24 protein-coding genes are annotated in these 23,577 nt (G+C 71.8%); 12 read left to right on the top strand and 12 right to left on the bottom strand.

Annotation, left to right across the window (positions count from 1 at the left end; translation table 11 throughout):
- Positions 1-6: 6 nt before the first annotated feature.
- The 4 genes from P5G59_RS00890 to P5G59_RS00875 form a co-directional block, all read right to left on the bottom strand.
- Entirely contained in the window at positions 7-846 is an 840-nt protein-coding gene (locus P5G59_RS00890) for a carbohydrate ABC transporter permease (protein WP_301215099.1), read from the bottom strand.
- Positions 839-1,822, bottom strand: a complete 984-nt coding sequence (locus P5G59_RS00885; RefSeq protein ID WP_301215098.1) for a carbohydrate ABC transporter permease — start codon at positions 1,820-1,822, stop codon at positions 839-841. Before P5G59_RS00885 ends, P5G59_RS00890 begins: the two co-directional genes overlap by 8 nt.
- A 76-nt stretch (positions 1,823-1,898) precedes the next feature.
- Entirely contained in the window at positions 1,899-3,203 is a 1,305-nt protein-coding gene (locus P5G59_RS00880; RefSeq protein WP_301215096.1) for an ABC transporter substrate-binding protein, read from the bottom strand.
- Positions 3,204-3,505: 302 nt separating this feature from the next.
- A complete protein-coding gene (locus tag P5G59_RS00875; RefSeq protein WP_301215094.1) occupies positions 3,506-4,534 on the bottom strand; it encodes a LacI family DNA-binding transcriptional regulator in 1,029 nt (342 codons plus the stop codon).
- A 159-nt stretch (positions 4,535-4,693) separates the two neighbouring features.
- On the opposite strand from P5G59_RS00875, the gene P5G59_RS00870 reads away from it, so the two are divergent.
- The gene (locus tag P5G59_RS00870) at positions 4,694-6,109 is read left to right on the top strand and encodes an NAD(P)/FAD-dependent oxidoreductase (RefSeq protein WP_301215092.1); all 1,416 of its coding nucleotides are present in this window, start codon (positions 4,694-4,696) and stop codon (positions 6,107-6,109) included.
- 152 nt (positions 6,110-6,261) lie between these two features.
- Here P5G59_RS00870 and P5G59_RS00865 read toward each other — a convergent pair whose 3' ends face one another.
- Positions 6,262-7,860 (bottom strand): PucR family transcriptional regulator, encoded by a 1,599-nt coding sequence (locus tag P5G59_RS00865; RefSeq protein ID WP_301215090.1) that lies wholly within the window; start codon positions 7,858-7,860, stop codon positions 6,262-6,264.
- 162 nt (positions 7,861-8,022) lie between these two features.
- Here P5G59_RS00865 and P5G59_RS00860 point away from each other — a divergent pair, with 162 nt between their 5' ends.
- The 4 genes from P5G59_RS00860 (at position 8,023) to P5G59_RS00845 (ending at position 13,155) form a co-directional block, all read left to right on the top strand.
- Positions 8,023-9,519 (top strand): CoA-acylating methylmalonate-semialdehyde dehydrogenase, encoded by a 1,497-nt coding sequence (locus tag P5G59_RS00860; protein WP_301215088.1) that lies wholly within the window; start codon positions 8,023-8,025, stop codon positions 9,517-9,519.
- A 19-nt stretch (positions 9,520-9,538) separates the two neighbouring features.
- Positions 9,539-10,960, top strand: a complete 1,422-nt coding sequence (locus P5G59_RS00855) for an aspartate aminotransferase family protein (RefSeq protein ID WP_301215086.1) — start codon at positions 9,539-9,541, stop codon at positions 10,958-10,960.
- Between the two features lie 91 nt (positions 10,961-11,051).
- Positions 11,052-12,188, top strand: a complete 1,137-nt coding sequence (locus P5G59_RS00850) for an NYN domain-containing protein (protein ID WP_301215084.1) — start codon at positions 11,052-11,054, stop codon at positions 12,186-12,188.
- A gap of 31 nt (positions 12,189-12,219) precedes the next feature.
- Entirely contained in the window at positions 12,220-13,155 is a 936-nt protein-coding gene (locus P5G59_RS00845) for a quinone oxidoreductase family protein (RefSeq protein WP_301215083.1), read from the top strand.
- Between the two features lie 21 nt (positions 13,156-13,176).
- Here P5G59_RS00845 and P5G59_RS00840 read toward each other — a convergent pair whose 3' ends face one another.
- Genes P5G59_RS00840 through P5G59_RS00830 form a run of 3 tightly spaced genes read right to left on the bottom strand, consistent with a single transcriptional unit; the run spans position 13,177 to position 14,207 of the window.
- Positions 13,177-13,467, bottom strand: coding sequence for a DUF4287 domain-containing protein (locus P5G59_RS00840; RefSeq protein ID WP_301215081.1), 291 nt, complete (start codon positions 13,465-13,467; stop codon positions 13,177-13,179).
- A 49-nt stretch (positions 13,468-13,516) separates the two neighbouring features.
- Positions 13,517-13,828, bottom strand: a complete 312-nt coding sequence (locus P5G59_RS00835; protein ID WP_301215080.1) for a DUF7882 family protein — start codon at positions 13,826-13,828, stop codon at positions 13,517-13,519.
- Between the two features lies 1 nt (position 13,829).
- A complete protein-coding gene (locus tag P5G59_RS00830) occupies positions 13,830-14,207 on the bottom strand; it encodes a DUF7882 family protein (protein WP_301215079.1) in 378 nt (125 codons plus the stop codon).
- Between the two features lie 82 nt (positions 14,208-14,289).
- Between P5G59_RS00830 and P5G59_RS00825 the strand changes: the two genes are divergently transcribed.
- From P5G59_RS00825 to P5G59_RS00810, 4 genes are all read left to right on the top strand, one after another.
- Positions 14,290-14,535: a hypothetical protein gene (locus tag P5G59_RS00825; protein WP_175338036.1), complete on the top strand. Its 246-nt coding sequence runs from the start codon at positions 14,290-14,292 to the stop codon at positions 14,533-14,535.
- Between the two features lie 27 nt (positions 14,536-14,562).
- Positions 14,563-15,963: an MFS transporter gene (locus P5G59_RS00820; protein WP_301215076.1), complete on the top strand. Its 1,401-nt coding sequence runs from the start codon at positions 14,563-14,565 to the stop codon at positions 15,961-15,963.
- Between the two features lie 56 nt (positions 15,964-16,019).
- Positions 16,020-16,718, top strand: a complete 699-nt coding sequence (locus P5G59_RS00815; RefSeq protein WP_301215074.1) for an MgtC/SapB family protein — start codon at positions 16,020-16,022, stop codon at positions 16,716-16,718.
- Positions 16,719-17,101: 383 nt separating this feature from the next.
- Positions 17,102-17,788 (top strand): alpha/beta hydrolase family protein, encoded by a 687-nt coding sequence (locus P5G59_RS00810; protein WP_301215072.1) that lies wholly within the window; start codon positions 17,102-17,104, stop codon positions 17,786-17,788.
- Here P5G59_RS00810 and P5G59_RS00805 read toward each other — a convergent pair.
- Positions 17,738-18,199, bottom strand: coding sequence for a phage tail protein (locus tag P5G59_RS00805; RefSeq protein WP_301215070.1), 462 nt, complete (start codon positions 18,197-18,199; stop codon positions 17,738-17,740). The two genes, P5G59_RS00810 and P5G59_RS00805, sit on opposite strands and share 51 nt — an antisense overlap.
- Positions 18,200-18,265: 66 nt before the next feature.
- Between P5G59_RS00805 and P5G59_RS00800 the strand changes: the two genes are divergently transcribed.
- The 3 genes from P5G59_RS00800 to P5G59_RS00790 all read left to right on the top strand — a co-directional run bounded on the left by P5G59_RS00800 (position 18,266) and on the right by P5G59_RS00790 (position 20,161).
- The gene (locus P5G59_RS00800) at positions 18,266-18,811 is read left to right on the top strand and encodes a DapH/DapD/GlmU-related protein (RefSeq protein ID WP_301215068.1); all 546 of its coding nucleotides are present in this window, start codon (positions 18,266-18,268) and stop codon (positions 18,809-18,811) included.
- A 10-nt stretch (positions 18,812-18,821) separates the two neighbouring features.
- Positions 18,822-19,178 (top strand): antibiotic biosynthesis monooxygenase family protein, encoded by a 357-nt coding sequence (locus P5G59_RS00795; RefSeq protein ID WP_301215066.1) that lies wholly within the window; start codon positions 18,822-18,824, stop codon positions 19,176-19,178.
- 140 nt (positions 19,179-19,318) lie between these two features.
- A complete protein-coding gene (locus tag P5G59_RS00790) occupies positions 19,319-20,161 on the top strand; it encodes a hypothetical protein (protein WP_301215064.1) in 843 nt (280 codons plus the stop codon).
- A 13-nt stretch (positions 20,162-20,174) separates the two neighbouring features.
- Here the strand turns inward: P5G59_RS00790 and P5G59_RS00785 are convergent, their stop codons facing one another.
- The 3 genes from P5G59_RS00785 to P5G59_RS00775 all read right to left on the bottom strand — a co-directional run bounded on the left by P5G59_RS00785 (position 20,175) and on the right by P5G59_RS00775 (position 23,574).
- A complete protein-coding gene (locus P5G59_RS00785; protein ID WP_301215062.1) occupies positions 20,175-21,383 on the bottom strand; it encodes a toxic anion resistance protein in 1,209 nt (402 codons plus the stop codon).
- 164 nt (positions 21,384-21,547) lie between these two features.
- Positions 21,548-21,931: a RidA family protein gene (locus tag P5G59_RS00780; RefSeq protein ID WP_301215060.1), complete on the bottom strand. Its 384-nt coding sequence runs from the start codon at positions 21,929-21,931 to the stop codon at positions 21,548-21,550.
- A 50-nt stretch (positions 21,932-21,981) separates the two neighbouring features.
- A complete protein-coding gene (locus P5G59_RS00775) occupies positions 21,982-23,574 on the bottom strand; it encodes an N-acyl-D-amino-acid deacylase family protein (protein WP_301215058.1) in 1,593 nt (530 codons plus the stop codon).
- Between the last annotated feature and the right edge of the window lie 3 nt (positions 23,575-23,577).

Below are 23,577 nucleotides of genomic sequence, written 5' to 3'. Positions count from 1 at the left end.
CGCGGCTCACTTGACCGCGCCGGCGGTGAGGCCCGCGACGAAGTTGCGCTGCAGCAGCAGGAACGCCACCACGATCGGGATGGACACCACCAGCGACGCCGCCATGATCTGGTTCCAGTAGACGTTGGTCTGGGTGGAGTACAGCTGCAGCCCGACCGCGAGCGTCCTGTTCTCGTCCGTCGTCATCACCGACGCGAACAGCACCTCGCCCCAACTGGTCATGAACGAGTAGATCGCGACCGCGATGAGCCCGGGACGGGCGGCCGGGATGACCACGTGCCAGAGCGCGCCCATCGCGCCGGAGCCGTCCACCTTCGCTGCCTCGTCGAGCTCGCGCGGGATGTTGTCGAAGTAGCCGGCGAGCATCCAGATCGAGAAGGGCAGCACGAACGTGAAGTACGTGATGATGAGGCCCCAGCGCGTGCCGACGAGCTGGATGCCCGTCGCCTGGTTGATATTGACGAAGATCAGGAACAGCGGCAGCAGGAACAGCACGCCGGGGAACATCTGGGTCGACAGCACCGTCGTCGTGAAGACGCTGCGGCCCTTGAACCGGTAGCGCGACACCGCGTACGCGGCGAACACGGCGATGACCAGCGAGATCAGCGTCGCCGCGCTCGACACGATGAGGCTGTTCACGAAGTACGACGCCAGCGGCACCGTCGACCACATGTCGATGAACGGCTGGAAGGTGATCGTCTGCGGCCACCAGGTGAAGGCGGACTGCACCTCCGACAGCGGCTTCACCGACGACGTGATCATCACGTACAGCGGGACCACCGTGAACACGGTCAGCACGACGATCGTGACCCAGCGGAAGACGTGGGATGAGCGGGTCTCACGCATTGCGGCTCCTCCGGTTGACGACGAGCAGGTAGATGCCGGTCACGACCAGCAGGAACAGCAGCAGCAGCACGCTCATCGCGGCCCCCGAGCCGAAGTTCCAGGTCAGGAACGACGCGTTGTAGATGTGGAAGGAGATCAGGTCGCCCGCCGCGGGTTGGGCTGTGCTCCCGAACAGCACGTAGGGCGTGTTGAAGTCGTTGAAGGTCCACAGGAACATGACAAGCAGCAGCACGAGGTTCACCGGCCGCAGCATGGGCAGCGTGATCGAGCGCCACTGCCGGAACGGCTTCGCGCCGTCCACCGCCGAGGCCTCGTAGACGTCCGACGGGATCGACTGGAGGCCGGCCATCAGCATCAGGAAGGCGAACGGCCACAGTCGCCAGATCGCGACGATGACGATCGACCAGAACGCGTTGCCGCCGATCAGCCAGAACGGCTTGTCGCCCGGCAGCCCGAGGTTGTCGAACAGGAAGTGGTTGATCGCGCCGGTGTCCTTCTGGAACATGAACTTCCAGGTGATGATGCCGGCGTACAGCGGCAGCGCATAGGGCACCAGGAACAGCGTCCGGAAGAACGCTCGGCCCCGGAACCGCCCCTGCAGCGCGACGGCCGCGGCCATCCCGAGCACCCAGGAGAGGCCGACGACCAGGATGGTGAACCCGACGGTCACGAAGAACGACTTGAGCAGTCCCTGGCCGACCGAGCCGGAGAAGTCGAGCGCGACCGCGTAGTTCTTGAAGCCGACGAAGGGCGCCTCGCCCCAATTGGCGATGTAGAACTTGGTCAGCTGGGTGAAGCTGATCCAGATGCCGGTGAGCATCGGGACCACGTGGATCAGCAGCTCGAACACGATGGCCGGTGCGAGCAGCACGAACGGCAGCCACCACCCCTTGGGGCGGCGCCGTTTCGGCTTCGGAGGGGCAGCGGCGGCCGGCACGGTGACGGCGGGGCCGCGGACGTCTGTCGTCGTCGACATGGGTCTCCTTACAGGTGTGGCTGACCGCCGGGCGGGACGCGGCTGCGCCCCGCCCGGCGTGCGATGCTTCGGCGGATCAGCCGCCCAGGGACTGCTTGACCTGGTCCTGCGCGTTCTTCAGCGCCGACTTGATGTCGGCGTCGGAGACCGTGCCGCCGGTGGCGATCTTGGCGAACATGTCGTTCATCGCCTTGCCGACGGTGTTCTCGAACTGGTCCTCGGCCGGCACCAGCGGCAGCGGCTTGGACATCTCGTTGTAGATCTTCTGGAACGTGGCGGCCTCGTCGGCGTTGTCCGTGAAGACGGGCTTGGCGTCGTTCAGCACCGGCAGGCTCGCGTACGGCTTGCCGAGGGTGGTCTGGACGTCCTTGCTCGTCATGTACTTCACGAACTTCAGCGCCGCGTCCTTGTTCTTCGTGTTCTTGAAGATCGACAGGTTGATGCCGGCGACGTGGCTGGCGACCGGCTTGCCGCCGTCGGGAGCCGGGAACGGGACGACACCGTACTGGTCGGACGTCATCCCGTTGGCCACGATCGACGAGTCGGCGTTGTTCTGGCTGAGGATCATCGCGACCTTGCCGGTGGCGAAGTCGTTGACCGCCTGGACGCCGTTGTCGTACTGGGCGTTGGAGGTGTTGACGACCTTGTCGGTCTGCATCAGGTCGAGGTAGCGCTTGATGCCGGTGACGTTCGCGTCGGTCGTGAAGGTCGGCTCGCCCTTGCTGTCGAACCAGGCGCCGCCGTTCTGGGCCGAGTTGATGAAGGCGAAGTGCGCGTTCTCCGTGTAGCTGCCCGCGGCGAGCGAGAAGCCGTAGGTGGTGCCGTTGGTGAGCTTCTTGGCCGCGGCCACCAGCTCCTCCCACGAGGTGGGCGGCTGCACGCCGGCGTCGGTGAACATCTTCTTGTTGTAGTAGAGGCCGTAGGCGAGCCCGTACAGCGGGACGCTGGTCGGGGTCTTGCCTGCGGCGCCGCCGGTCTCGAGGGCGGTCTTCACGAACTTGTCGCTGCCGCCGATGGCCTTCATCTCGCTGTCGCCGAACGGCAGGAAGGCGCCGGTCGCCTGCAGCGACGCGGCCCACGTGTTGCCGATGTTGAGCACGTCGGGGCCCTGGCCGGAAGTGACGGCGGTCTGGATGCGGGTCTGCAGGTCGTTCCACCCGATGACCTCGAGCTTGACCTTGACGCCGGTCTGCTTCGTGAAGTCGTCGAGCACCGGGGTGAGCACCTGCTTGTCGTTGTCGAGGCTCGTCCCCTGGTTGCTGGCCCAGTAGGTGAGCGTCGACCCGCTGGACGACCCTCCTGACCCCGAGCTGCTGCAGCCCGCGACCACGAGCGAGACCGCAGCGGCCAGTGCCGCGACGGCGATGGCGCGTTTCCTCATTGTGACTCCTTCGTCTCTTGATGGGGGCGATCCCGCCGCGGGTGCTACGGCGGACGGGACGCACGCTGAGCCTAACTTAACCGGTTCAGGTGTCAATCCTTGACTTCGCCTCGTCCGAGGGTATACCGGCCGGTCTCGCTCCCCGGGCGGCTGCGGTCACGCTCCGGTCACGCTTCGGCGACGCTACGGTCACGGTGGGAACGCACCACCTCCGCGGGCGACTCGTGACGAATGGGCGCGATTCGTGACGAATGGGCGCGATTCGTCACCAGTCGCGGCCCAGCGCGAGCCGGCAGGCCGCGTCAGCGGGCGGCGGGGGCCGGGGCCGGGACGCTGGTCGCGCGCGGGATGAGGTGGCTGGCGCGGGCGCGGTGGTCCGGCGTCGGCGCGCCCGCGAGCTGGTCGAGCAGCATCCGGGTCGACCGGCGGCCCTGCTCCTCCGGCGAGCGGTCGAGCGCGGTGATCGGCCGCGTCCCGAGACGGCAGAGCAGGGAGTCGTCCCAGCTGGCGATCGCCACGTCCTCCCTGCCGGCACGGTTGAGGGCGGTCTGCGCGCCGAGCGCGAGCAGATCGTTCGAGGTGAGCACCGCAGTGATCCCCGGGTCCGCCGCGATCGCCTCCGCGGCGATCCGCTCCCCCGAACCCATCGAGTAGTCGGAGGCCGCGAACGCGAACTCCAGCCCGAGCTCGCGCCCGGTGGCGCCGACCGCGTCGCGCCGGTCCGCCTCGTGCTCGAACTCGGCGGGACCGGCGATGTGCAGCGCCCTCCGGTGTCCGAGGGCGGCGAGGTGCGTCACCAGCACCTCGGCGTCCGCCCGGGCGTCGTACAGCAGCACCTTGCCCGGCGCGAGCGTCTCGCGGTTGCCGTGCAGCACGTAGGCGAGGCCGAGCTGCTCGAGCAGCGCGGGCCTCGGGTCGTCGAAGGTGAGGTCGAAGAGCATGACGCCGTCCACGCGGGCCTCGGCGCTCCACCGCCGGTAGGCCGCGACCTCCTGGCCCGAGTCCGTCCCGACCATGCGCAGCAGCAGCGACCGGCCGGTCTCCGACAGCTCGCTCTCGACGCCGGCGAGCAGGCTCATGTAGTACGGCTCGGTGCCGAGGAGGCTGGGGTCGCGGCGCAGCACGATCCCGATCGTGTCGGAGCGCGCCCGCGACAGGGCCCGCGCGGACGAGCTGGGGTGCCAGCCGAGTTGCTCGGCGAGCGCGAGCACCCGCTCCCGGGTCTCGTCGCTGACCCCGGGGAGGCCGTTGAGCGCGTACGACACGGACGCCTTGGACAGGCCGAGCTGCTCGGCGAGCCCCGCGATCGTCACGCGCCCTGCGTTGCTCACGGCCGCCTCCCTTCCTGGTGCGCGGCTTACACTACTGGCTCGACTCCGCTGCGCATCCCAGCATTTCGCTGCGAACGTGCTCATCGGACCGGACGGATTGCCTGGACGCGCACCCCATTCCCGACGATCGTCCACCACCCGGTCGGGCAGAATGGCGGCGTGAGCCCCTCCCGGACCAGCACCGTCTTCGAACGCGCACGCCCGGCCGACGCGGTGGTGCGCCACGCCCTCGCGCCCAGCCGTCAGGCGGTGTTCTGGACCGAGGACGCCCCGGGCGACCGCTACCCGCAGCTGCGCGGCGACCTGGGCTGCGACCTCGCCGTCGTCGGCGCCGGCTACACCGGTCTCTGGACGGCCCTGCTCGCCAAGCGCGAGGACCCGTCCGCGCGCGTCGTGGTGCTGGAGGGCCGTCGGGTCGGCTGGGCCGCATCCGGCCGCAACGGCGGCTTCTGCGAGGCGAGCCTGACGCACGGCGACGAGAACGGGCGAAGCCGCTGGCCCGGCGAGTTCGACGAGCTGCAGCGGCTCGGGATGCGCAACCTCGACGAGATCGAGCGCACCGTCGCCGAGCTCGGCCTGGACGCCGAGTTCGAACGCAACGGCGCGCTCGACGTCGCCACCGAGCCGCACCAGGTGGAGTGGCTGCGGGAGGCGGCGGGTCCCGAGGCGACGCTGCTCGACCGCGACGCGGTCCGCTCCCTCGTCCACTCGCCCACCTACGAGGCGGGGCTGCTGCGCACGCGGGATTCGGCCCTCGTCCACCCCGCCAAGCTCGCGAGGGCGCTCGCCCGCGCCTGCGTGGACGCCGGCGTCGAGATCTTCGAGCACAGCCCGGTGGAGAGCATCGGCGACGGCACCGTGCTGGAGACGCCGACCGGCACCCTCCGCTCCCGGCGGACGGCCCTCGCCACGAACGTCTTCCCCAGCCTGCTGCGCCGCAACCGGCTCGCGACCGTCCCCGTGTACGACTACGTGCTGATGAGCGAACCGCTCTCCGCGGCGCAGCGGGCGTCGATCGGCTGGGAGGGCCGGCAGGGCATCGGCGACTCGGCCAACCAGTTCCACTACTACCGGCTCACCGCCGACGACCGCATCCTGTTCGGCGGCTACGACGCCATCTACCACTACGGCGGCCGCATCCGGGAGTCGTACGAGGAGCGGCCGGAGACGTTCCGGAAGCTCGCGAGCCACTTCTTCACGACGTTCCCGCAGCTGGAGGGGCTCACCTTCACGCACCGCTGGGCCGGAGCGATCGACACCTGCAGCCGGTTCTGCGCGTTCTTCGGCTCCGCCCGCGAGGGGAAGGTCGCGTATGCCGCCGGCTATACCGGGCTCGGCGTCGCGGCGACGCACTTCGGTGCGCAGGTGATGCTGGACCTGCTGGCCGGCCGCACCACCGAGCGCACCGAGCTGGAGATGGTGCGGACGCGCCCGCTCCCCTTCCCGCCCGAGCCGGCCGCCGCGGTCGGCATCAACCTCACCCGCTGGTCGCTCGACCAGGCGGACCACCGCGGCGGCCGGCGCAACGCCTTCCTCCGCACCCTCGACGCCGTCGGCCTCGGCTTCGACTCCTAACGCGCCGCGCTCCCCGCCTGGTTGACGCAACACGCCGCGCGGCGGCGCCCGGCGACGGCGTGTCGCGTCAACCAGACGCATCCATGGGTCGCGACACGCCGTTATGCGTCGCGCATAACGGCGTGTTGCGTCCCATGGACGCGGCGGGCGCGTCAGCGCGCAGGCCCCCGCGCCAGCACGGCCGCGTGGAGGGCGGCGACGGTCTCGCCGTCGTCCAGGTCCATCCCGAGCAGCTCCTCGATGAGGGCGATCCGCTGGTAGAACACCGATCGGGACAGGTGGCTCGCCGCGGCGGCGCGGGTGCGGTTGCCCGGGTGGCTGAGGTACGCCCGCAGCACCTCGACCAGGTCGCCGCCGGTGGCGAGGTCGTGCTCGATCAGCGGCCGCAGCATCTGCTCCGTGTGCTCCAGCATCCGCGGGTCGCCGCCGAGCGCGTTCACCAGCCGCAGCAGCGGCCGGTGCGACACGCGCTGCACCGCGACCGTGCGGCCGAGCCGCCCCTCCGGCCGCCCCGCCGAGGAGCCGGTCGCCAGCGCGACCGCCTCCTCCAGCGACGAGAGCAGCCCCGCGATGCCCCTCGCGTCCGACCCGACTGCCACGACCGCCGCAGGGTCGTCCGTGCGCGCCGACGCGGCGGCCTCCGCGATCGCGGCGAACACCGCGTCGCCGAGCGTCCGACCCGGCCGCGGCGACACCGCGACGACGAGCGTTCCGGCATGCTCGGGATGCCGCCCGGCGACCGCGTCCACGCCCGCCGCCCGGGCCGCCTCCACCGCCCGCGGCGCTGCGGACACCGGGAGCGTGCCCGACCGCATTCGCACCGCCGCGCCCGCCACCGTCCGCCCGCTGAGGGGGAACCCCGCCGCTTCGAACCGCGCAGTCACGCCGCCCTCCCCGGCGAACCGGCGGCCGAGCAGCGCCGCGAGCAGCGCGTCGTGGCTGCGCCGTGTCCACTCGTCGTCGTCGCGGTCGGTCAGCCGGCTGAGCGCGAGCGCGACCGCCGCCTGCTCGAGCACGTTCGAGCGCCCGGCCGGGTGCGGCTCCCCCGGCAGCGCGATGAGGTGCCCCCACCGCATCCCGCGCGCCTCCACCGGCACGATCGTCCAGCCGCCCGTTCGGGAGCGGTGCTCGGCGCGCGACCGCTGCTCCCAGTCCGCGAGCTCCGCGCCTTGCCCGGTGCGCGAGCCCGTGTCCACCCCGCCCGCCGCGATCACGCGGTGGTTGGTGTCCTCCAGCACGACCGGGCAGCCGAGCACCCGCGCGGCCTGGTCGACGATGAAGTCGGCCGGGCTCCCGCGCAGGCTGAGGTCGGTGAAGAGCGCGTGGATGTCGTCCCTCGCCCGAAGCGCCCCCATCTGCTCCGCGATGATCCGGGAGTGCACGGCCTCCGTGATCGCCACGAACCGGGCCTCCCTGTGCAGCACCGCGAACGGCCGCCCCGCGGTGCGGAACTCGTCCACGAGCGCGGGCGGAGGCACCGGCATCGGCGGCCCGAGCTCGAGCACGAGCCCGGCGACGTCCGCCTCGATCAGCACGCGCCCCAGCCGCCGCAGCGACGCGTCGTCGGACGGCCAGCCGACGCCCGTGGCGAGCAGCAGCTCCCCGCCGGAGCCCAGCCGCGCCGCCTCCGCGGTCTCGGCGACGTGTACCCAGCGCACCGGCGCGTCGAGCCGCTCCCGACCGGTCAGCACCTCCGGAAGCGCGCGCGCGACCGGCTCCATCCGCAGCACTTCGCGCACGGTGGGCAGCACGGACGACGACGCCTCGCCCGCATCCGGACGAACTGTCCGACCCGTTCTGTGGTCCCGACGATCTGGCATCGCTCCTCCGGCCCCCGCTCTGTGATCATTGGGAGGAAAGCCTACCGCCCCGGCCGAGCAGAACGTCCGGCCGAACCCTCGAGGAGGACCTCCGTGGCCCTGATCCGACACTTCATCGCCGGCGAGGAGTCGCCCGCCGAGCCGACCGGCGCCGTGCGCACCGGCCCCGTCTTCAATCCCGCGACGGGTGAGCGGCAGCACGAGGTCGCGCTCGCCGACACCGCCGAGACCCAGCGAGCCATCGCGGCCGCGCGCGCCGCCTTCCCCGCCTGGCGCGCCACCAGCCTGACCAAGCGCGCGGACGTGCTGTTCCGCCTCCGCCACCTCCTCACCGAGCGCAAGGAGGAGCTGGCCGCGATCGTGACGAGCGAGCACGGCAAGGTGCTCTCCGACGCCGCTGGCGAGATCGGCCGGGGCCTGGAGAACGTGGAGTTCGCGAGCGGCCTGATCGACAAGCTCAAGGGCGAGTACAGCGAGCAGGTCTCCACCGGCGTCGACGTGCACAGCGTCAAGCAGCCGGTCGGCGTCGTCGGCTGCATCACCCCGTTCAACTTCCCCGTCATGGTGCCGCTGTGGATGGTCGCGAGCGCGATCGCGTGCGGCAACACCGTCGTCCTGAAGCCGAGCGAGAAGGACCCGAGCGCGTCCGTCTACCTGGCCAAGCTGTTCCGCGAGGCCGGGCTCCCCGACGGCGTGCTGAACGTGGTGCACGGCGACAAGGAGGCGGTGGACGCCATCCTCGACTCGCCGGACGTCTCCGCGGTCAGCTTCGTCGGCTCGACCCCGATCGCGCGCTCGATCTACCAGCGCGCGTCCGCCAACGGCAAGCGCGTGCAGGCCCTGGGCGGTGCGAAGAACCACATGGTGGTGCTGGAGGACGCCGACATCGACGCCGCCGCCGACGCCGCGGTCTCGGCCGCGTACGGCTCCGCCGGCGAGCGCTGCATGGCCGTGAGCGTGGTCGTCGCGGTCGGCGACGTGGCCGACCGGCTGGTCCCCGCCATCCACTCGCGCCTCGACGCGCTGCGGATCGGACCGGGCACGGACGCGGCCAGCGAGATGGGTCCGCTGATCACGCGGGAGCACCGCGACAAGGTCGCCTCCTACGTCACGGGGGCCGCCGCCGAGGGCGCGACCGTCGTCGCCGACGGCACCCAGCGCGACTTCGAGGGCGACGGCTTCTTCGTCGGCGTCAGCCTGCTGGACCACGTGAGACCCGGCATGAAGGCGTACGACGACGAGATCTTCGGCCCGGTGCTCTCCGTCGTGCGCGTCGACACCTTCGAGGACGCGATCGAGCTCATCAACGCGAACCCGTACGGCAACGGCGTCGCCCTGTTCACGCGCGACGGCGGGGCGGCCCGCCGCTTCGAGTTCGAGGTGGAGGTCGGGATGGTCGGCATCAACGTGCCCATCCCCGTCCCGGTCGGGGCGTACTCGTTCGGCGGCTGGAAGAACTCCCTGTTCGGCGATTCGCACATCTACGGGCCGGAGTCGTTCCACTTCTACACGCGCAGCAAGGTGGTCACCACGCGCTGGCCCGACCCCGTGCACTCCCGCATCGAGCTCGCCTTCCCCGGCAACTCCTGAGACCGAAGAGGACCACGACATGACCGACACCATCCACTCCGCGGCGCGGACCCGCACGGGATACGTCGACCGGCACGGCGCCGAGCACGCGTTCGGCGACGCGGCGGCCGAGGCGCAGGTGCGCGCCGATGACCGCGGCCACGTCTTCCACTCCTGGAGCGCGCAGGCGAAGATCGACCCGCTGCCGATCGCGGCGGGCGATGGCTCCACCTTCTGGGACTACGACGGCAACGCGTACCTCGACTTCAGCTCGCAGCTGGTCAACCTCAACCTGGGGCACCAGCATCCTGATCTCGTCGCGGCCATCCAGCAGCAGGCGGGACGGCTCGCCACAGTCCAGCCGTCGATGGCCAACGACGTACGCGGGGAGCTCGCCCGCCGCATCGCCGAGGTGGCGCCGGGGAGCCTGAACAAGGTGTTCTTCACCAACGGCGGAGCGGACGCGAACGAGTACGCCGTGCGCCTGGCGCGCCGCGTCACCGGCCGCCGCAAGGTGCTGTCGATGTACCGCTCGTACCACGGCGGCACGGCCACCGCGATCGCGCTGACCGGCGACCCGCGGCGCTGGGCGAACGAGCCGACCGATCCCTCCGTCGCGCACTTCTTCGGGCCCTACCCGTACCGCAGCGCCTTCCACTCCGCCTCTCCGGAGGAGGAGACCGCGCGGGCGCTGGAGCACCTGGAGAACGTCATCGTGCTCGAGGGCGCGGGCACGATCGCCGCGATCATCGCGGAGACGGTCGTGGGCACCAACGGCGTGCTCGTGCCGCCGCCCGGGTACCTGGCCGGGGTGCGCGAGCTGTGCGACCGGTACGGGATCGTGTACATCGCCGACGAGGTCATGGTCGGCTTCGGGCGGGTCGGCGAGTGGTTCGCCGTCGACGCGTTCGACGTCGTGCCCGACCTGATCACCTTCGCGAAGGGCGTCAACTCGGGCTACGTGCCGCTGGGCGGCGTCGTGATCTCGGACGCCATCGCGTCGTTCTTCGACGAGGTGCCGTTCCAGGGCGGCCTGACCTACTCCGGGCACCCGCTGGCGTGCGCGGCGGGCGTCGCCACGTTCGAGGTGTTCGAGCGGGACGGCATCCTCGACCGCGTGCGCGACCTCGGCTCGCGCGTGGTCGAGCCGGAGCTGCGGTCGTGGCTCGACCGGCATCCGTCGCTCGGGGAGGTGCGCGGCCGCGGCCTGTTCTGGGCGCTGGAGCTGGTGCGCGACCGCGAGACCCGCGAGCCGCTGGTGCCGTTCAACGCGGCAGGGGCGGACGCCGCGCCGATGGCGGAGGTCGCCGCGGCCTGCAAGGCGGCCGGGGTGTGGCCGTTCACGCACTTCAACCGGGTGCACGTCGCGCCTCCGCTGATCATCGAGGAGGACGAGCTGCGGAGCGGACTCGCCGCGATCGATGCGGCGCTCGACGTGGCCGACCGCTACGCCCGCGCCTGACGACCGTGGTGCGCCTCTCCCCAGGGAGCGGCTTCTCCCCACCCCGCGCCCGCCCGGATCTCCCGCGGCGGGCGCGGGATATCGTTGCAGCATGACTGAACCCGGAGATGGCCGCGTCGCCGTCTACATCGACTTCGACAACATCGTGATCTCGCGCTACGACCAGGTGCACGGCCGCGGCTCGTACATGCGCGACCGCCCGAAGTCGAGCTCCACCCAGCCCAAGGCCGGGTTCGCGGAGAAGCTGGAGGAGGCGCGGGTCGATCTGGGCGCCGTCATCGACTTCTCCTCGTCGTTCGGCACGCTGGTGCTGACCCGGGCCTACGCCGACTGGTCCTCCGCCGTGAACGCCGAGTACCGCGGCCAGCTGGTGGGCCGCGCGGTCGACCTGGTGCAGCTGTTCCCCGCCGCCGCCTATGCCAAGAACGGCGCCGACATCCGGCTCGCCGTCGACGCGGTCGAAGACCTGTTCCGGCTGCCCGAGCTCACGCACGTGGTGATCGTGGCCGGCGACTCCGACTACGTCCCGCTCGCGCAGCGGGTCAAGCGGCTCGGCCGGTACGTCATCGGCATCGGCGTGGCCGGATCGACCGCCAAGTCGCTCGCCGCGGCGTGCGACGAGTTCGTGAGCTACGACGACCTGCCCGGTGTCGCCCGCGACGAGGCGGCGGAGGCCGACGAGGTCGAGGTGTCCGGGGTCGGCGCCGCGGCGGAGGAAGCTGCCGCCGCGCCGGCACGCGGCCGCCGCCGGGGGGCCAAGGCCGCTGCCGAGACGTCCACCACGGCGGAGCCGGCCGCCGAGGCATCGACCGAGGGTGGCGGCGACGCGACACCGGCGGTCGCCGAGGAGGCGGAGCAGCCTGCACGCAGGGGCGGCCGGAGGCGCGCCGCAGCGCCGGCGGAGCCGGAGGACACGGCCGAGGAGCCGTCGGAGGACCGCCAGCTCGTCGCGACCCGGCTGCTGGCCCGTGCGATGCAGCTCGGCCACGAGAAGGACGACTCGGAGTGGCTGCACAGCTCGACGGTGAAGGGCCAGATGAAACGGATGGACCCGTCGTTCAGCGAGAAGGCCCTCGGCTACCGCTCGTTCAGCGATTTCATCAAGTCGCGCAGCGATCTGGTCGAGCTCGACGACAGCTCCACCGCGCAGATGCTGCGGCTGGCTCCCACCCGTTCTCGCCGCGTCCGGCACAGCGGCCGGGCGAGCGACGCGGTCTCGGCGTCTTGAGCCTCCGGTCGGCAAGGAGTTGGCTGCGGGCATGGCACGACAGTGGAGGGCGACGACCTGGGGCTCGCCGGAGACGTGGGAGTTCGCGGAGGTGGAAACGCGGGAGCCGCGTGCGGGCGAGGTCACCATCGCGGTGCGCGCGGCCGGCGTGAACCCTGCCGACTACAAGCACGTCTCGGCCCCGCGTGAGGGCCTCGAGCTGCCGGTCCCGATCGGTTACGAGGTGTCCGGGGTCATCTCCGCGATCGGTCCCGGCACCGAGATCGCCTCGGGCGGGGGTGCGGTGGGCGACGCCGTGGTGGCGTTCCGCATCAGCGGCGGCTACGCGACCGAGGTCACCGTCCCGGCGAAGGACGTCTTCGCCAAACCCGCCCGGCTCTCCGACGAGGAGGCCGCGAATCTCCTGCTGGTCGGCACGACCGCGGCGCAGATGCTTCATGTGACCGACGTCCGTCCGGGCGAGACCATCCTTGTGCACGGGGCGTCCGGTGCGGTCGGCGTCAGCATCCTGCAGCAGGCGGCCGAACTCGGCGCCCGGGTCGTCGGCACCGCGAGCGAGTCGAGCTTCGCCCGGGTACGGCGGTTCGGCGGGCTGCCGGTCGCCTACGGTCCGGGTCTCGCCGACCGCGTCGCCGAGGCCGCCCAGGGCTCCGTGGCCGCAGCGCTCGACACCGTCGGCACCGACGAGGCGGTCGACGTCTCGCTCCAGCTCGTGCCCGACCGGCAGCGCATCGTCACCATCGTGGCCGCCGCGCGCGCCCAGCAGGAGGGCTTCCACGCGGTGTTCGGCGCCCAGCCCGAAAGCCAGGCGTACCGCGACTCCGTGCGCGGCCGGCTGCTTGACCTCGCCGCCGAGGGCCGCCTTCAGGTCCCCGTCGCCCGCACCTACCCACTGGCCGACGCCCCCGAAGCGCTCGCCTTCCTCAGGCAGGGCCACCCCGGCGGCAAACTCGCCCTGCTGCCCTAGCCTCGCCAACCGGAGAGTCGCTCAGGGGGACGGCTTCGTCGCCTGGCCGTCCAGCCAGAGCGTCTCCGACTCGTCGCGGTGCACGCCGTCCGTCCCCACGTGCTTGCTGGAGATCGTCGGCCCCTTGGTGATGACGTGCACCAGGGCCATCCCGTGACCGCGGCCCAGCCCGTAGTCATCGGCCAGCCAGGCCAGGATCTCCCCCGCCTTGCTACCGGGGCCGAAACCCTTGGCGGTCGCCTCGTCCACCAGCTGCCGCGGCGTTCGTCCTGTCTTGTCCTCGATCGTGTCGAGGTATGCCTGGAACGACATCCACTCCCCCTGTGCGTGTTCCGCCGGCCACCTGCCGGGCGGGATGAGCCTACCGCGTCTCCGCTTCGACCTCCGGCACGATGACCATGCCGCCGGTCCGCTGGCTGGACTGCAGCAGTGCCTCCATCCACCGCTCGTTGAGCTTCGGCGGCCGGCTGCCCGAGAAGATGAACGCCATCGGGATCTCGCGGCTGATCCAGAGGCTCACCCGGCCGCCGCCGTGCTCGCCGGGCACCTGCCAGTTCAGCAGGAAACTCTCGTGCCGGCGCAGCTTGGTGACGATCGCGATCTTGACGTGAGACAGCGTCCGGTCGTCGAACTCGTACTCCTGCGCCCCGTAGCCGTAGACGAGCTTCCCCACGTCAGGAGCCCCCGTGCCGCGCAGCCGGCTTGGTCTTGCTCGCCCGGTAGCTGCCCTCGGGCATTTCCTCGCGGATCTCCGCCCGCAGGTCATCCTCCAGGATCAGTCCCGAGTTGCTGTTGGCCCGCTCGCTCAGCAGGGTCAGCCAGTCGCGGTTCAGCTCGGGCAGCGTCGAGCCGGTGAACACGAACTGGACGGAGATGGCCGGGTCGAGCCAGATCGAGCGGAGGACGCCGATCGGCTCCGCCGTGCGGTCGGTCCAGACCAGCAGGAATCCCTCACGGCGGCGCAGCTTCTGCTGGATCACCGCCTGAAGGTGCGCCAGCACGCGGTCGTCGAATGCGAAGCCATCGGCTCCGTCGTAGATCAGCGTTCCCACCCGAGCCTCCTCTCGTCATCACTTTCTCCGACAGGCGGTGCGCCGTCAAGGGACGCGCGGGACAACCGCGTACAGTCCGGTCATGGACGCTCTCACGCGAACCATCAAAGCGGCCCTCCTCTACGAGGACGGCCGGACCCTCGACAGCGTCGTGGTCGTGCCCCTCATCGGCGGATGCCCGCCCGGGGAGATCCGCGTCGCCACCACGTTCGCCGGCGCCCTCGCCTACGACGTGTACGAGCTGGCCGACGAGGAGGAGTACTCGTCGATGCCGGCCTACCCGTACCGCTCCACCATCCCGGTCACCACGGAGGACCTCGACGACTGAGCCCGCGAGCCGAGTAGCCTGGACGGAGTGACCGCCTCCGCCGACCCCGCCCGCCCACGCACGGGGGCCGCCGTCGCGGCGCTCAGCCTCGGGACGCTGCTCAACCCGCTGAACTCGTCGATGATCGCGGTCGCACTCGTGCCGCTGCAGCACGACTTCGGTGTGGGCGTGACCGCGGTGACCTGGGTGATCACCTCCTTCTACTTGGCGTCCGCGGCCGGCCAGCCGCTCATGGGCCGGCTCGGCGACCGCTTCGGCCCGCGCCGCCTGTTCCTGTTCGGGATGGTGGTCGTCGCCCTCGCCTGCGCGCTCACGCCCTTCGCGGGCTCCTTCGCGGCGGTGTGCGCCGGCCGGGTCGCGCTCGCCATCGGCACGGCGACCGCGTTCCCGTCGGCGATCGCCATGCTGCGTCCCCTGGCCGCGAGCTCGAAGGTCGGGACGCCGCGGCTCCTCGGCCGCATCCAGATCGCCAACACCTCGGGCGCCGCGATCGGGCCGGTCCTCGGCGGGGCGCTCATCACCTTCCTGGGCTGGCAGTCGATCTTCTGGGTGAACGTGCCGCTCGCGGCGCTCGCGTTCGTCGGGGCGTGGCTGTTCGCCCCGAAGGATGCCGAGCGTGCGCGCACGCCGCTGCGGCAGACGCTCGCCGAGTCCGACATCCCGGGCATCCTGCTGTTCGTCGCCACGCTGACGTCGCTGCTGATCTTCCTGCTCGACCTGGAACCGCAGCCGCTGTGGTGGCTGCTCCCGGTGTTCGTGGCCGCCGGCGCGCTGTTCGTCTGGCGCGAGCTTCGCACCCCGCACCCGTTCCTCGACCTGCGCCTGCTCGCCGCCAACCGCCGGCTGATGCTGGTGTACCTGTCGTTCGCGATCTTCAACGTCGTCTACTACTCGGCCTTCTTCGGCCTGCCCCAGTTCCTGCAGACGCACGGCGGGTACTCCGCCGGCGTGGCCGGCCTGCTGATGTTCCCGCTCGCGGCGGTGACGATCGTCATCACGCCGCTGGCGGCGCGGGCCATCGAGTCGATCGGGCTGCGGCCGACGCTCGTGACCGGGGCGATCGCCCTGGTCGTCGGCGCGGGCCTCCTGGCGGTCGCCGCGTTCACGACGGCGCCGTGGGCTGTGCTGCTCCTGACGGCGGCGCTCGGCATCCCGTACTGCGTCGTCAGCATCGGGATGAATCAGGCGCTGTACTCGTCGGCCCGCCCCGAGGACGCGGGCGTCGCGGCCGGCATCTTCCAGACCTCCCGCTACGTCGGCGCCATCGTGGCGACGACCGTGCTCGGGCTTCTGTTCAGCGGCGGCACGACCTCCGGGAACTGGCTGGCGGCGGTCGGCGTCGCGACCGCGCTCGCCGTGGTGCACCTCGCGCTGCTGGTGTTCGTCCGGCCGCGCAGCCGGGGAGCGGCGGAGGGCGCCGCCGCCTAACGACGCTGTGCAGAACTGCGGTGTGCGGGAGCGCGCCGCGAACCTAGAATCCGGCCATGACGTTGTGGCTCGGCGGGACGCAGCTGGTCACCCAGCTGCTGCTGCTCCTGCTCGCCTTCGTGCTGTCGGCCGTCATCGGCATCGAACGCGAGCGGCGGCTGAAGAGCGCGGGACTCCGCACGCACATCCTCGTCGGCCTCGGCTCGGCCCTGTTCACCCTCATCTCGGCGTTCGGCTTCACCGCCTTCGGGCATGCGCCGGCGGACCCGTCGCGCATCGCCGCGCAGGTGGTGACGGGCATCGGCTTCGTCGGCGCCGGCGTGATCTTCGTCCACCGCGGCAGCGTCGTCGGGCTGACCACGGCCGCATCCATCTGGGTGACCGCGGCGGTCGGGATGGCGTGCGGCGCCGGCATGCCGGTGCTCGCCGTCGCAGGGACGGTGCTGCACCTGGTGGCCGTCGGGACGCTGCCGACCGCCGAGCGCCTCCTCCGCCGCACCGCGGGCACCACGCTCGTGGTGCAGGCGTCCCGGAGCGGCGACGCGGTCGCCCGGGTGCTGGAGCTGTGCACGCAGGCCGGCGTCAAGGCGCGCGTGGAGGAGCTGGGCGCCGCAGGCGCGGCCGACAACGTCGAGCTGCACGTCCGGGTGCACGGCCCTGCGTTGCAGACCGGCAGGCTCGTGGACGACCTGGCGGCCGTTCCCGGAGTGGCGAGCGTCCGCGCGCTGGACGCCTCCGACCCCGGCGCGTGGTGAGCGCTCGGTCAGGCGACGAGCGCGCCGGGGCCGCGCGGGGCCTCCCGGCGCGACGCCGCCGACGGGCAGAGCGGATTCCGGCAGCCGACGGACACCACCGCCACGGCCCATGCGCCGGACGACGTCGGCACCAGCCGTCGCTCCGTCGAGATCGGCGCTCCGCACGCCCTGCACACCCGTGATTCCGCGACCATCGTGATCTCCCCATCGACCCGCGGCGCCCCATCCGCCTTCCTCCATGGTCCGCCCGCTTCCGGTGGGAAACAAGATCCGGCGGCGGCGGGACGTTCGCATTTCCGTCCACAACCCCGTCGGCGGACGACTTCTCCACCGTTCCTGATGCTCCGGCCCATCGCCGTCGACCGCCGGGTAGCGTCGTTGCCATGAACCTCGACGTCCCCACCTCCGTCGGTCCCGGCCGGCTCACCATCGACGCGGCCGAGCATCCGACGGCGGTGCTCTGGCTCGGCCACGGCGCCGGGGGCGGCATCGACGCGCTCGACCTCGCGGTCCTCGCCGCGCGACTCCCTCCCCTCGGCATCACCGTGGTGCGGTACGAGCAGCCATGGCGCGTCGCCGGCAAGAAGGTGGCCGCGCGGCCGGCCACGCTCGACATCGCCTGGCGTGAGACGGCTCCGCACGTTCTCGAGTCGGCGGCGACCGGATTGCCGCTGGTCGTGGGGGGCCGCAGCGCGGGCGCGCGGGTCGCCTGCCGCACGGCGTCCGAGGTCGGTGCGGTCGGCGTCGTGTGCCTCGCCTTCCCGCTGCATCCGCCCGGCAGCCCGGAGAAGTCCCGGCTGCAGGAGCTGCTCGAACCCGAGGTGCCCGTCCTCGTGCTGCAGGGCACGCGCGACCCGTTCGGCAGCGCGGAGACGCTGGCCGAAGAGGTGTCCTCGCACCACGGCATCCGGGTGGTGCCGGTGCCGGGGGCCGATCACGGCATGCGGGTCGCGAAGACCGCGGAGGTCTCCGCCGCCGGCGTGCGCGACCTCCTCACCGCGACGGTGGCGGGATTCGTCTCAGTACGTGCCCTTGATCACGAAGAAGGAGCCGCGGATGGTGCCGGCTAGCCGCGACTTCTGCCGCGCGAACTTGAAGGCCGAGAGCTCCTCCGGCACCTCCATCCCGTCGGAGAGCTTGAAGCCGACCGCGCGCTTGCCGCCGTCCGCGACCGAGTAGAGCACGTTGATGGAGAGGCCGGACTGGTAGAAGACGTAGGTCCAGTCGATGCCGTCGACCTCGAAGCGCGTCGCCTCCAGGGCCGGCGACGCGATGCGGATCCCGCGCTCGTCTTCCAGGATGCGCGTGACACGCTCGACCGCGTCGGCCTCCTCTTCCGCCGTGCCGACGGTGAAGACGTGGTCGTACTTGTTGCGGAAGTAGCGGGCCTCGTTGGCGCGGAGTCCGGCGAGCGCCTCGGCGACGGGCGACGATTCCAGTCCCACCGTGGAGACGTTCTCGAAGTCGACGGCGTACGGCATGGGTCCTCCCTGGGTCGGCTGCTCGGACCACCGTAGCGCGACGGTGGGTCGTGCGAGGATCGGTGCGTGTCGGACTTCCTCATGCGCATCCACAGTCCCGAATTCCAGGCCATGTCGGAGCGGGTGCTGGAGGTGACGGCGCTCACCTCGCGGTTGAACGTGCTGCCGTTCGACGACGAGGCGGGCAAGGCGCGGCTGTTCGCGGAGATCCTCGGTCGTCCGCTGCCGGCGCGGACCACGATCTATCCTCCGTTCTTCACCGATCACGGCCGCAACCTGCACCTCTCGGAGCGCGTGTTCATCAACCAGAACTGCACCTTCCTCGATTACGCCGGCATCCACCTGGCCGAGCGCGTGATGGTGGCCCCGAAGGCGACCTTCATCACGGTCGGCCACCCGGTCGACACCGCCGACCGCAAAGTGTGGCTCACCGGCGGCCCCATCGTCGTCGAGGAGAACGTGTGGATCGGCGCGGGCGCGACCATCCTGCCGGGCGTCACCATCGGCCGGGATGCGGTCATCGCGGCCGGCGCCGTCGTGGCCGACGACGTCCCCGCGCGCAGTCTCGTCACGGGCACGAAGGCCGCTGTGCGCCGCACCTGGTCGGACTAGGATCACGGCCATGGCCCGGCCGACCGTCTACACGTCCACCTTCATCTTCACCGCGATGCCCTACGACGACGAGTTCCACCGCCTCAACGACGAGATCGCCGAGCGCGCCCGCGCCATCCCGGGCTTCCTCGGCGAGGAGTCGTGGGGGAACCCGGAGACGGGCCTCCACTCGGAGGTCTACTACTGGAGCAGCCTCGACGCCCTGCACCAGCTGATCGGCATGGACACCCACCGCGAGGCGAAGCGCCTCCACGACCGCTGGATCGGCCCGTACCGCGTCGTCATCGGCCAGGTGCTCAGCGAGTACGGCCAGCCCGGAGTGGGCGTGGAGCACGTGCCGGCGGGCGCGGCGCACGGTGAGAGCTGACCATCCTTCGAGTCCTCTATCTGAGCACCGGCCGAGAACCGCGCTCCCGGTGTTCTGCTGCGCCGCCGCGAGTGCTTGGATGAGCGCGTGGGCATCCGGTCGATGCCCTGCCGGAACCGGCGCGGTGCAGGAGCATGAGCATGGAGCTCGACAGGCTGACGGGGGCGGAATGGACTCGCGACCCGGAGTCGCTCCTGCGCGAGCTCGTCGACAGCGTCACCCGTTCCCTCCCGGCCGACGTCGCCTCCGGGTCGCTCACCATCGAGCGCACCCGGTCGCTGGCCGACCGGCTGGCTCATCGCCCCGGCGCCCTCACCCGGCTGCGGCTCACCGGGCCGGCCGAGGCACTGTCCCTGAGCTGGGAGCCCGGCCCGCGCTGGGCGCCGGAGGTCGAGCAGCGCTACGGGACCGTGCCGCTGTCGACCCGCACCCTCCCCTTGGGCCAGTGGCTGACGGCGTTCGCGCAACTGGTCGCCGCCCTGGCCGTGCATGCGGCCGAAGACTCCGCGGATTCGGCGCGGGCGCTGCAGACGCTGGGGATCCTGCCGCCCGGCTCCGAGATCCACGTCGACGACGCGCACCTCGCGCAGGACCTGCTGACCCTCGCCGCGCGCGTCGGCCGTCGCGTGCCGGACGAGGCGGTTGCGGCCGTCGGACGGATCGGCGCACTGCTGGCCGAGACGCTTCCGCGGGTGGCGGGAACGGGTGAGCCGGAGGTGATCGTGCGCGTCGCCGCGACCGTCTACCTCCCCGACACCCTGCGGGCCTACCTGGCGCTGCCCGCCGAGTGGGCAGCAGAGCACGTGCTCGCGGGCGGCCTGACGCCGGCCCAGGCGCTGATCGCGCAGCTGGAGGCGCTCGAGTCCGCGGCGCGCACGATGCGGGATGCGGCGATCGAGCAGGATGCGTCGGCTCTGCTGATCAACGGGCGCTTCCTGGCCGACCGCTTCGCCGGGTCGCGGCTCGAGCTCGACTTGCCGTGACCTGCGCCGCCGGTCAGCTCGTGCCGGACCGCGACCGGTCGAGGTAGCTGCGCGACCGGGCCACCTGCTGCTCCAGCGCATCCACGGTGGCGGCCATCCTCTTCACCGCGGTGGCGCGGTAGCCGTCGATGGCGTCCATCGTCGAGAAGACGTCGTCGAAGGCGCGCTGCAGCGTCTCCACGCTCACACCCGACGACGAGGCCTGCTCGTGGACCATGCCGGTCTGCTGCTTCAGGAGCTCGCTCGTGTGACCGATCACCGTGTCGGTGGTGTCGTTGAGGGCGCCGATCTGGTCGAGGACCAGCTTCTGGTTCTCCAGCCCGTCGGCGACGACGATGGCGGTGCGAAGAGCGGAGATCGTCGTCGTGCGTGCCCGCTCCACGGCCTTGATGAGCTCCGCGTTGTTCTTCCGCACCACATCCAGCGCCAGGTAGCCCTGCACCGACACGGCGATCTGGGTGGTCAGATCCTGCCGGCGCTGGCGGATCGGGAACAGCGCATCCGCGGTCATCGCGTCGGCGCGCGCCGGGTCGCTCTCTTGCAGCTCCGCGATCCGGGCGGCGGTGGCGCCGTCGAGCGCGGAGGCGAGCGCGTTGTACTCGGCGAGCGTGCCCATCGTCGTCCAGATCGCCTCCCGCTCGTGCTCGATGGAGGCGTTGTCCTTCATCAGCGCATCCTGACCCGAGATCAGCGCCGCGATGATGGCGTCGAGCTGCTTCTGCGCCGACTGGTACCGCTCGAAGTAGCGCGTCAGCCGGCGGCCTCCCGGGATGCGGATCAGCGCGCGCTTCGGCGGCGTCAGGTCCGCGCGCGCCGGGTCGAGGTCGGTGACCGTCGTGCGGAGGTCCTGCAGCGCACGCGCCACCTGCGCCTGCGGCTCCGACGCGGCCCCGCGGCCGCGCGCGGCGGCCAGGGAGGACGACGGTCGCTCCAGCATGCGGTTCGCGGTCTCGGCCGAGGATCGAATCTCCCGCTCCCCCAGGCGCGTGATGTCGGCCACCTTGCGGGTGAACTCCGGGCTGCCAGGCTCGATCGCGGCCAGCTCGTCCACGAACGCCTGCGCCCTCTCCTGCAGCTCGGTACGCTTCTCCGGCGGCACCGCGACCATCCCGACCGCCTGCTCCTCCCGGATCTCCGGGACGGCCTCGGGCGGCGTGAGCACGACCCCCGCGCCCTCGGGCGGCGCGGGCGCGGGCGCCTGGTTCTCCTCGAGTTCGGACACGAGCGTCCCCTCCCCGGAGCGTCAGCGCCCCGCGTCCAGGGTAGAACGCCGACCACGTCCGGGCAGAGGCAGGATTTCGGAGATCGGTGACGGGGAGAAGCGGACGGGCCCGCGCCCGCGACCCTCCAGGTCTCGAGCACGGGCCCGTTCAGGCGCCGGAGGCGTCAGCCCTGCGGGAGGGCCGCGACGACGTCGATCTCGACGAGGATGTTCGCCAGCTGCGAGCCGACCGTGGTGCGCACCGGGTAGGGCGCGGTGAAGAACTCCTCGTAGGCCGCGTTGAACTCGGCGAAGTCGCCGAGGTCCTGGAGGTGCACGGTCGACTTCACGACGTCGTCCGTCGTCAGGCCGTGGACCGCGAGCACCTTCTGGATGTTGCGCAGGACCTGGCGGGTCTGGTCCCCCACGTTGTCGGCGATCGCGTTCCCGTTCTCGGCGTCCTGCGGCCCGAACCCGGCCGTGTAGAGGAAGCCGTTCGCGACGACCCCGTGGCTGTAGGGGCCGGCGGGCGCGGGTGCCCCCTCCGCGTAGAAACCGGTCTTCGGCATGGTGCTGTTCCTTTCTGTTGACAACAGGGTGATCCCCCTGCGGGGAAGTCTCAGGCGGGCCGCTCTGCGGTGCGGCGCAGTCCGCGGCCCGGGAGGGCGCCGGTCAGCTCGCCTCCGGAGAGGACCGGGACACCGGCGACGAAGACGTCGTCGATTCCGGTGGCCAGGCGCCGAGGGCTCTCATACGTGGCGCGGTCGGCCACGGTCCCCGGGTCGACGACCACCAGGTCGGCGACCGCGCCGGCCGCGACCGCACCGCGCCGCCCGAGGCCGAACCGGCGTGCCGGCAGGGCCGAGAGGTGGTGGACGGCGTCGGTCCAGCTCCAGGTTCCGAGCTCGCGCACGTACTCGCGCAGGTAACGGGCGAACGACCCGGCCGCGCGCGGGTGCGGGTGGGCGCCGATGAAGATGCCGTCGGAGCCGCCGGTGTGCGCGGGGTGGGCGAAGATGCGGGCCAGCTCGGTGGCGGGACGCGCGTTCCGCACCGCCATGACGGCGCTGCACTCGAGCCGGGAGGCCGCCAGGGCGTCGAGCGCGAAGTCGATCGGAGAGGTGCCCGCGCGGTGAGCGGCTTCGCGCAGGGTGAGGCCGTGTGCCCACGCCAGTTCGGGGGCGGCGATGTGCGCGAGGGTGATCATGTCGGGCCAGTCGGGGCCGAGGCTGGCGCTCGTGGTCGCCCGCCGCTCGCCCGCCTCCCGGAGCACGGGTCGTCGAGCCGGGTCGGCGATGACCGCGACCGCCTCTTCCCGCGGAAGCGTGGAGACCTCGGGAGGCAGCAGCGGCATCCCGAGCAGTGTGCAGCCGCGGATATACGGATAGGCGTCGAAGGTCGCGTCGACCCCGCGCTGCGCGAGGGCGTCGAGCTGGCCGAGCACGATGTCGGCGTCGGCGTGGAAGTGCGAGACGTGCACCCTCAGCCCAGCTCCCGCCTCCCGCGATGCCAGCCGCGCGATCTCCGCCACCTCGTCGATCCCGGCGGCGGTGTTCGCCTCGTAGCCGCCGCGCATGTGGGTGACGTAGACGCCGCCGGCGCGGGCGACCGGCGCGCACAGGGCGGCGAGCTCTGCGGCATCCTGGAACAGGCCGGGCACGTAGTCGAGGCCGCTCGACAGGCCCAGCGCACCGGCGTCCATCCCCTCGGCGACCAGGGCGGCCATCCGGCGCCGCTCGTCGTCGTCGGCGGGGCGGTCGTGCCGGCCGCACACCTCGAAGCGCACGGTCCCCGCCGGGACGAGGTAGCCGGCGTTCAGCGGCGACGTGCCGTCGGCGGCGGCGAGGTACGCGCCGACCCCTCCGCCGCGGTACGACGGGTGCGGGCCGTTGATCGCCGCGAAGTACTCGGTCGCGTAGGCGCCGTCGCCCGGCGCGTAGGAGACGCCGTCCTGACCGGCGATCACCGACGTGACCCCCTGCCGCAGCAACGCGAGCGCGACCTCGGTGTCGCCGAGCAGACCGTCGGCGTGCGAGTGGACGTCGATGAAGCCGGGGAGCACGAACCGTCCGGAGGCATCCACCACCGTGTCGGCGACGTCCGGATCGACCTGCCCGACCTGGACGATCTCGTCACCGTCGACGGCGACGTCGGCGCGCACGGGACCGTCCGCGGAGACCACCGATCCGCCGCGCAAGACGATGCGACTCATCCT

This window comes from Leifsonia virtsii, from assembly GCF_030433675.1.
GTDB classification, from domain to species: Bacteria; Actinomycetota; Actinomycetes; order Actinomycetales; family Microbacteriaceae; genus Leifsonia; species Leifsonia virtsii.
The sequence above is the reverse complement of the archived record's forward strand: the minus strand, read 5'-3'. Positions and strand labels throughout refer to the sequence as shown.

Excerpts from the sequence above, each read along its gene's own strand:
- P5G59_RS00890 (WP_301215099.1), bottom strand. The coding sequence starts at position 846 with ATGCGTGAGACCCGCTCATCCCACGTCTTCCGCTGGGTCACGATCGTC.
- P5G59_RS00775 (WP_301215058.1), bottom strand. The coding sequence starts at position 23,574 with ATGAGTCGCATCGTCTTGCGCGGCGGATCGGTGGTCTCCGCGGACGGT.
- P5G59_RS00855 (WP_301215086.1), top strand. The coding sequence starts at position 9,539 with ATGACCGACACCATCCACTCCGCGGCGCGGACCCGCACGGGATACGTC.
- P5G59_RS00840 (WP_301215081.1), bottom strand. The coding sequence starts at position 13,467 with ATGTCGTTCCAGGCATACCTCGACACGATCGAGGACAAGACAGGACGA.
- P5G59_RS00780 (WP_301215060.1), bottom strand. The coding sequence starts at position 21,931 with ATGCCGAAGACCGGTTTCTACGCGGAGGGGGCACCCGCGCCCGCCGGC.
- P5G59_RS00795 (WP_301215066.1), top strand. The coding sequence starts at position 18,822 with ATGGCCCGGCCGACCGTCTACACGTCCACCTTCATCTTCACCGCGATG.
- P5G59_RS00845 (WP_301215083.1), top strand. The coding sequence starts at position 12,220 with ATGGCACGACAGTGGAGGGCGACGACCTGGGGCTCGCCGGAGACGTGG.
- P5G59_RS00885 (WP_301215098.1), bottom strand. The coding sequence starts at position 1,822 with ATGTCGACGACGACAGACGTCCGCGGCCCCGCCGTCACCGTGCCGGCC.
- P5G59_RS00880 (WP_301215096.1), bottom strand. The coding sequence starts at position 3,203 with ATGAGGAAACGCGCCATCGCCGTCGCGGCACTGGCCGCTGCGGTCTCG.
- P5G59_RS00805 (WP_301215070.1), bottom strand. The coding sequence starts at position 18,199 with ATGCCGTACGCCGTCGACTTCGAGAACGTCTCCACGGTGGGACTGGAA.
- P5G59_RS00810 (WP_301215072.1), top strand. The coding sequence starts at position 17,102 with ATGAACCTCGACGTCCCCACCTCCGTCGGTCCCGGCCGGCTCACCATC.
- P5G59_RS00850 (WP_301215084.1), top strand. The coding sequence starts at position 11,052 with ATGACTGAACCCGGAGATGGCCGCGTCGCCGTCTACATCGACTTCGAC.
- P5G59_RS00815 (WP_301215074.1), top strand. The coding sequence starts at position 16,020 with ATGACGTTGTGGCTCGGCGGGACGCAGCTGGTCACCCAGCTGCTGCTG.
- P5G59_RS00825 (WP_175338036.1), top strand. The coding sequence starts at position 14,290 with ATGGACGCTCTCACGCGAACCATCAAAGCGGCCCTCCTCTACGAGGAC.
- P5G59_RS00790 (WP_301215064.1), top strand. The coding sequence starts at position 19,319 with ATGGAGCTCGACAGGCTGACGGGGGCGGAATGGACTCGCGACCCGGAG.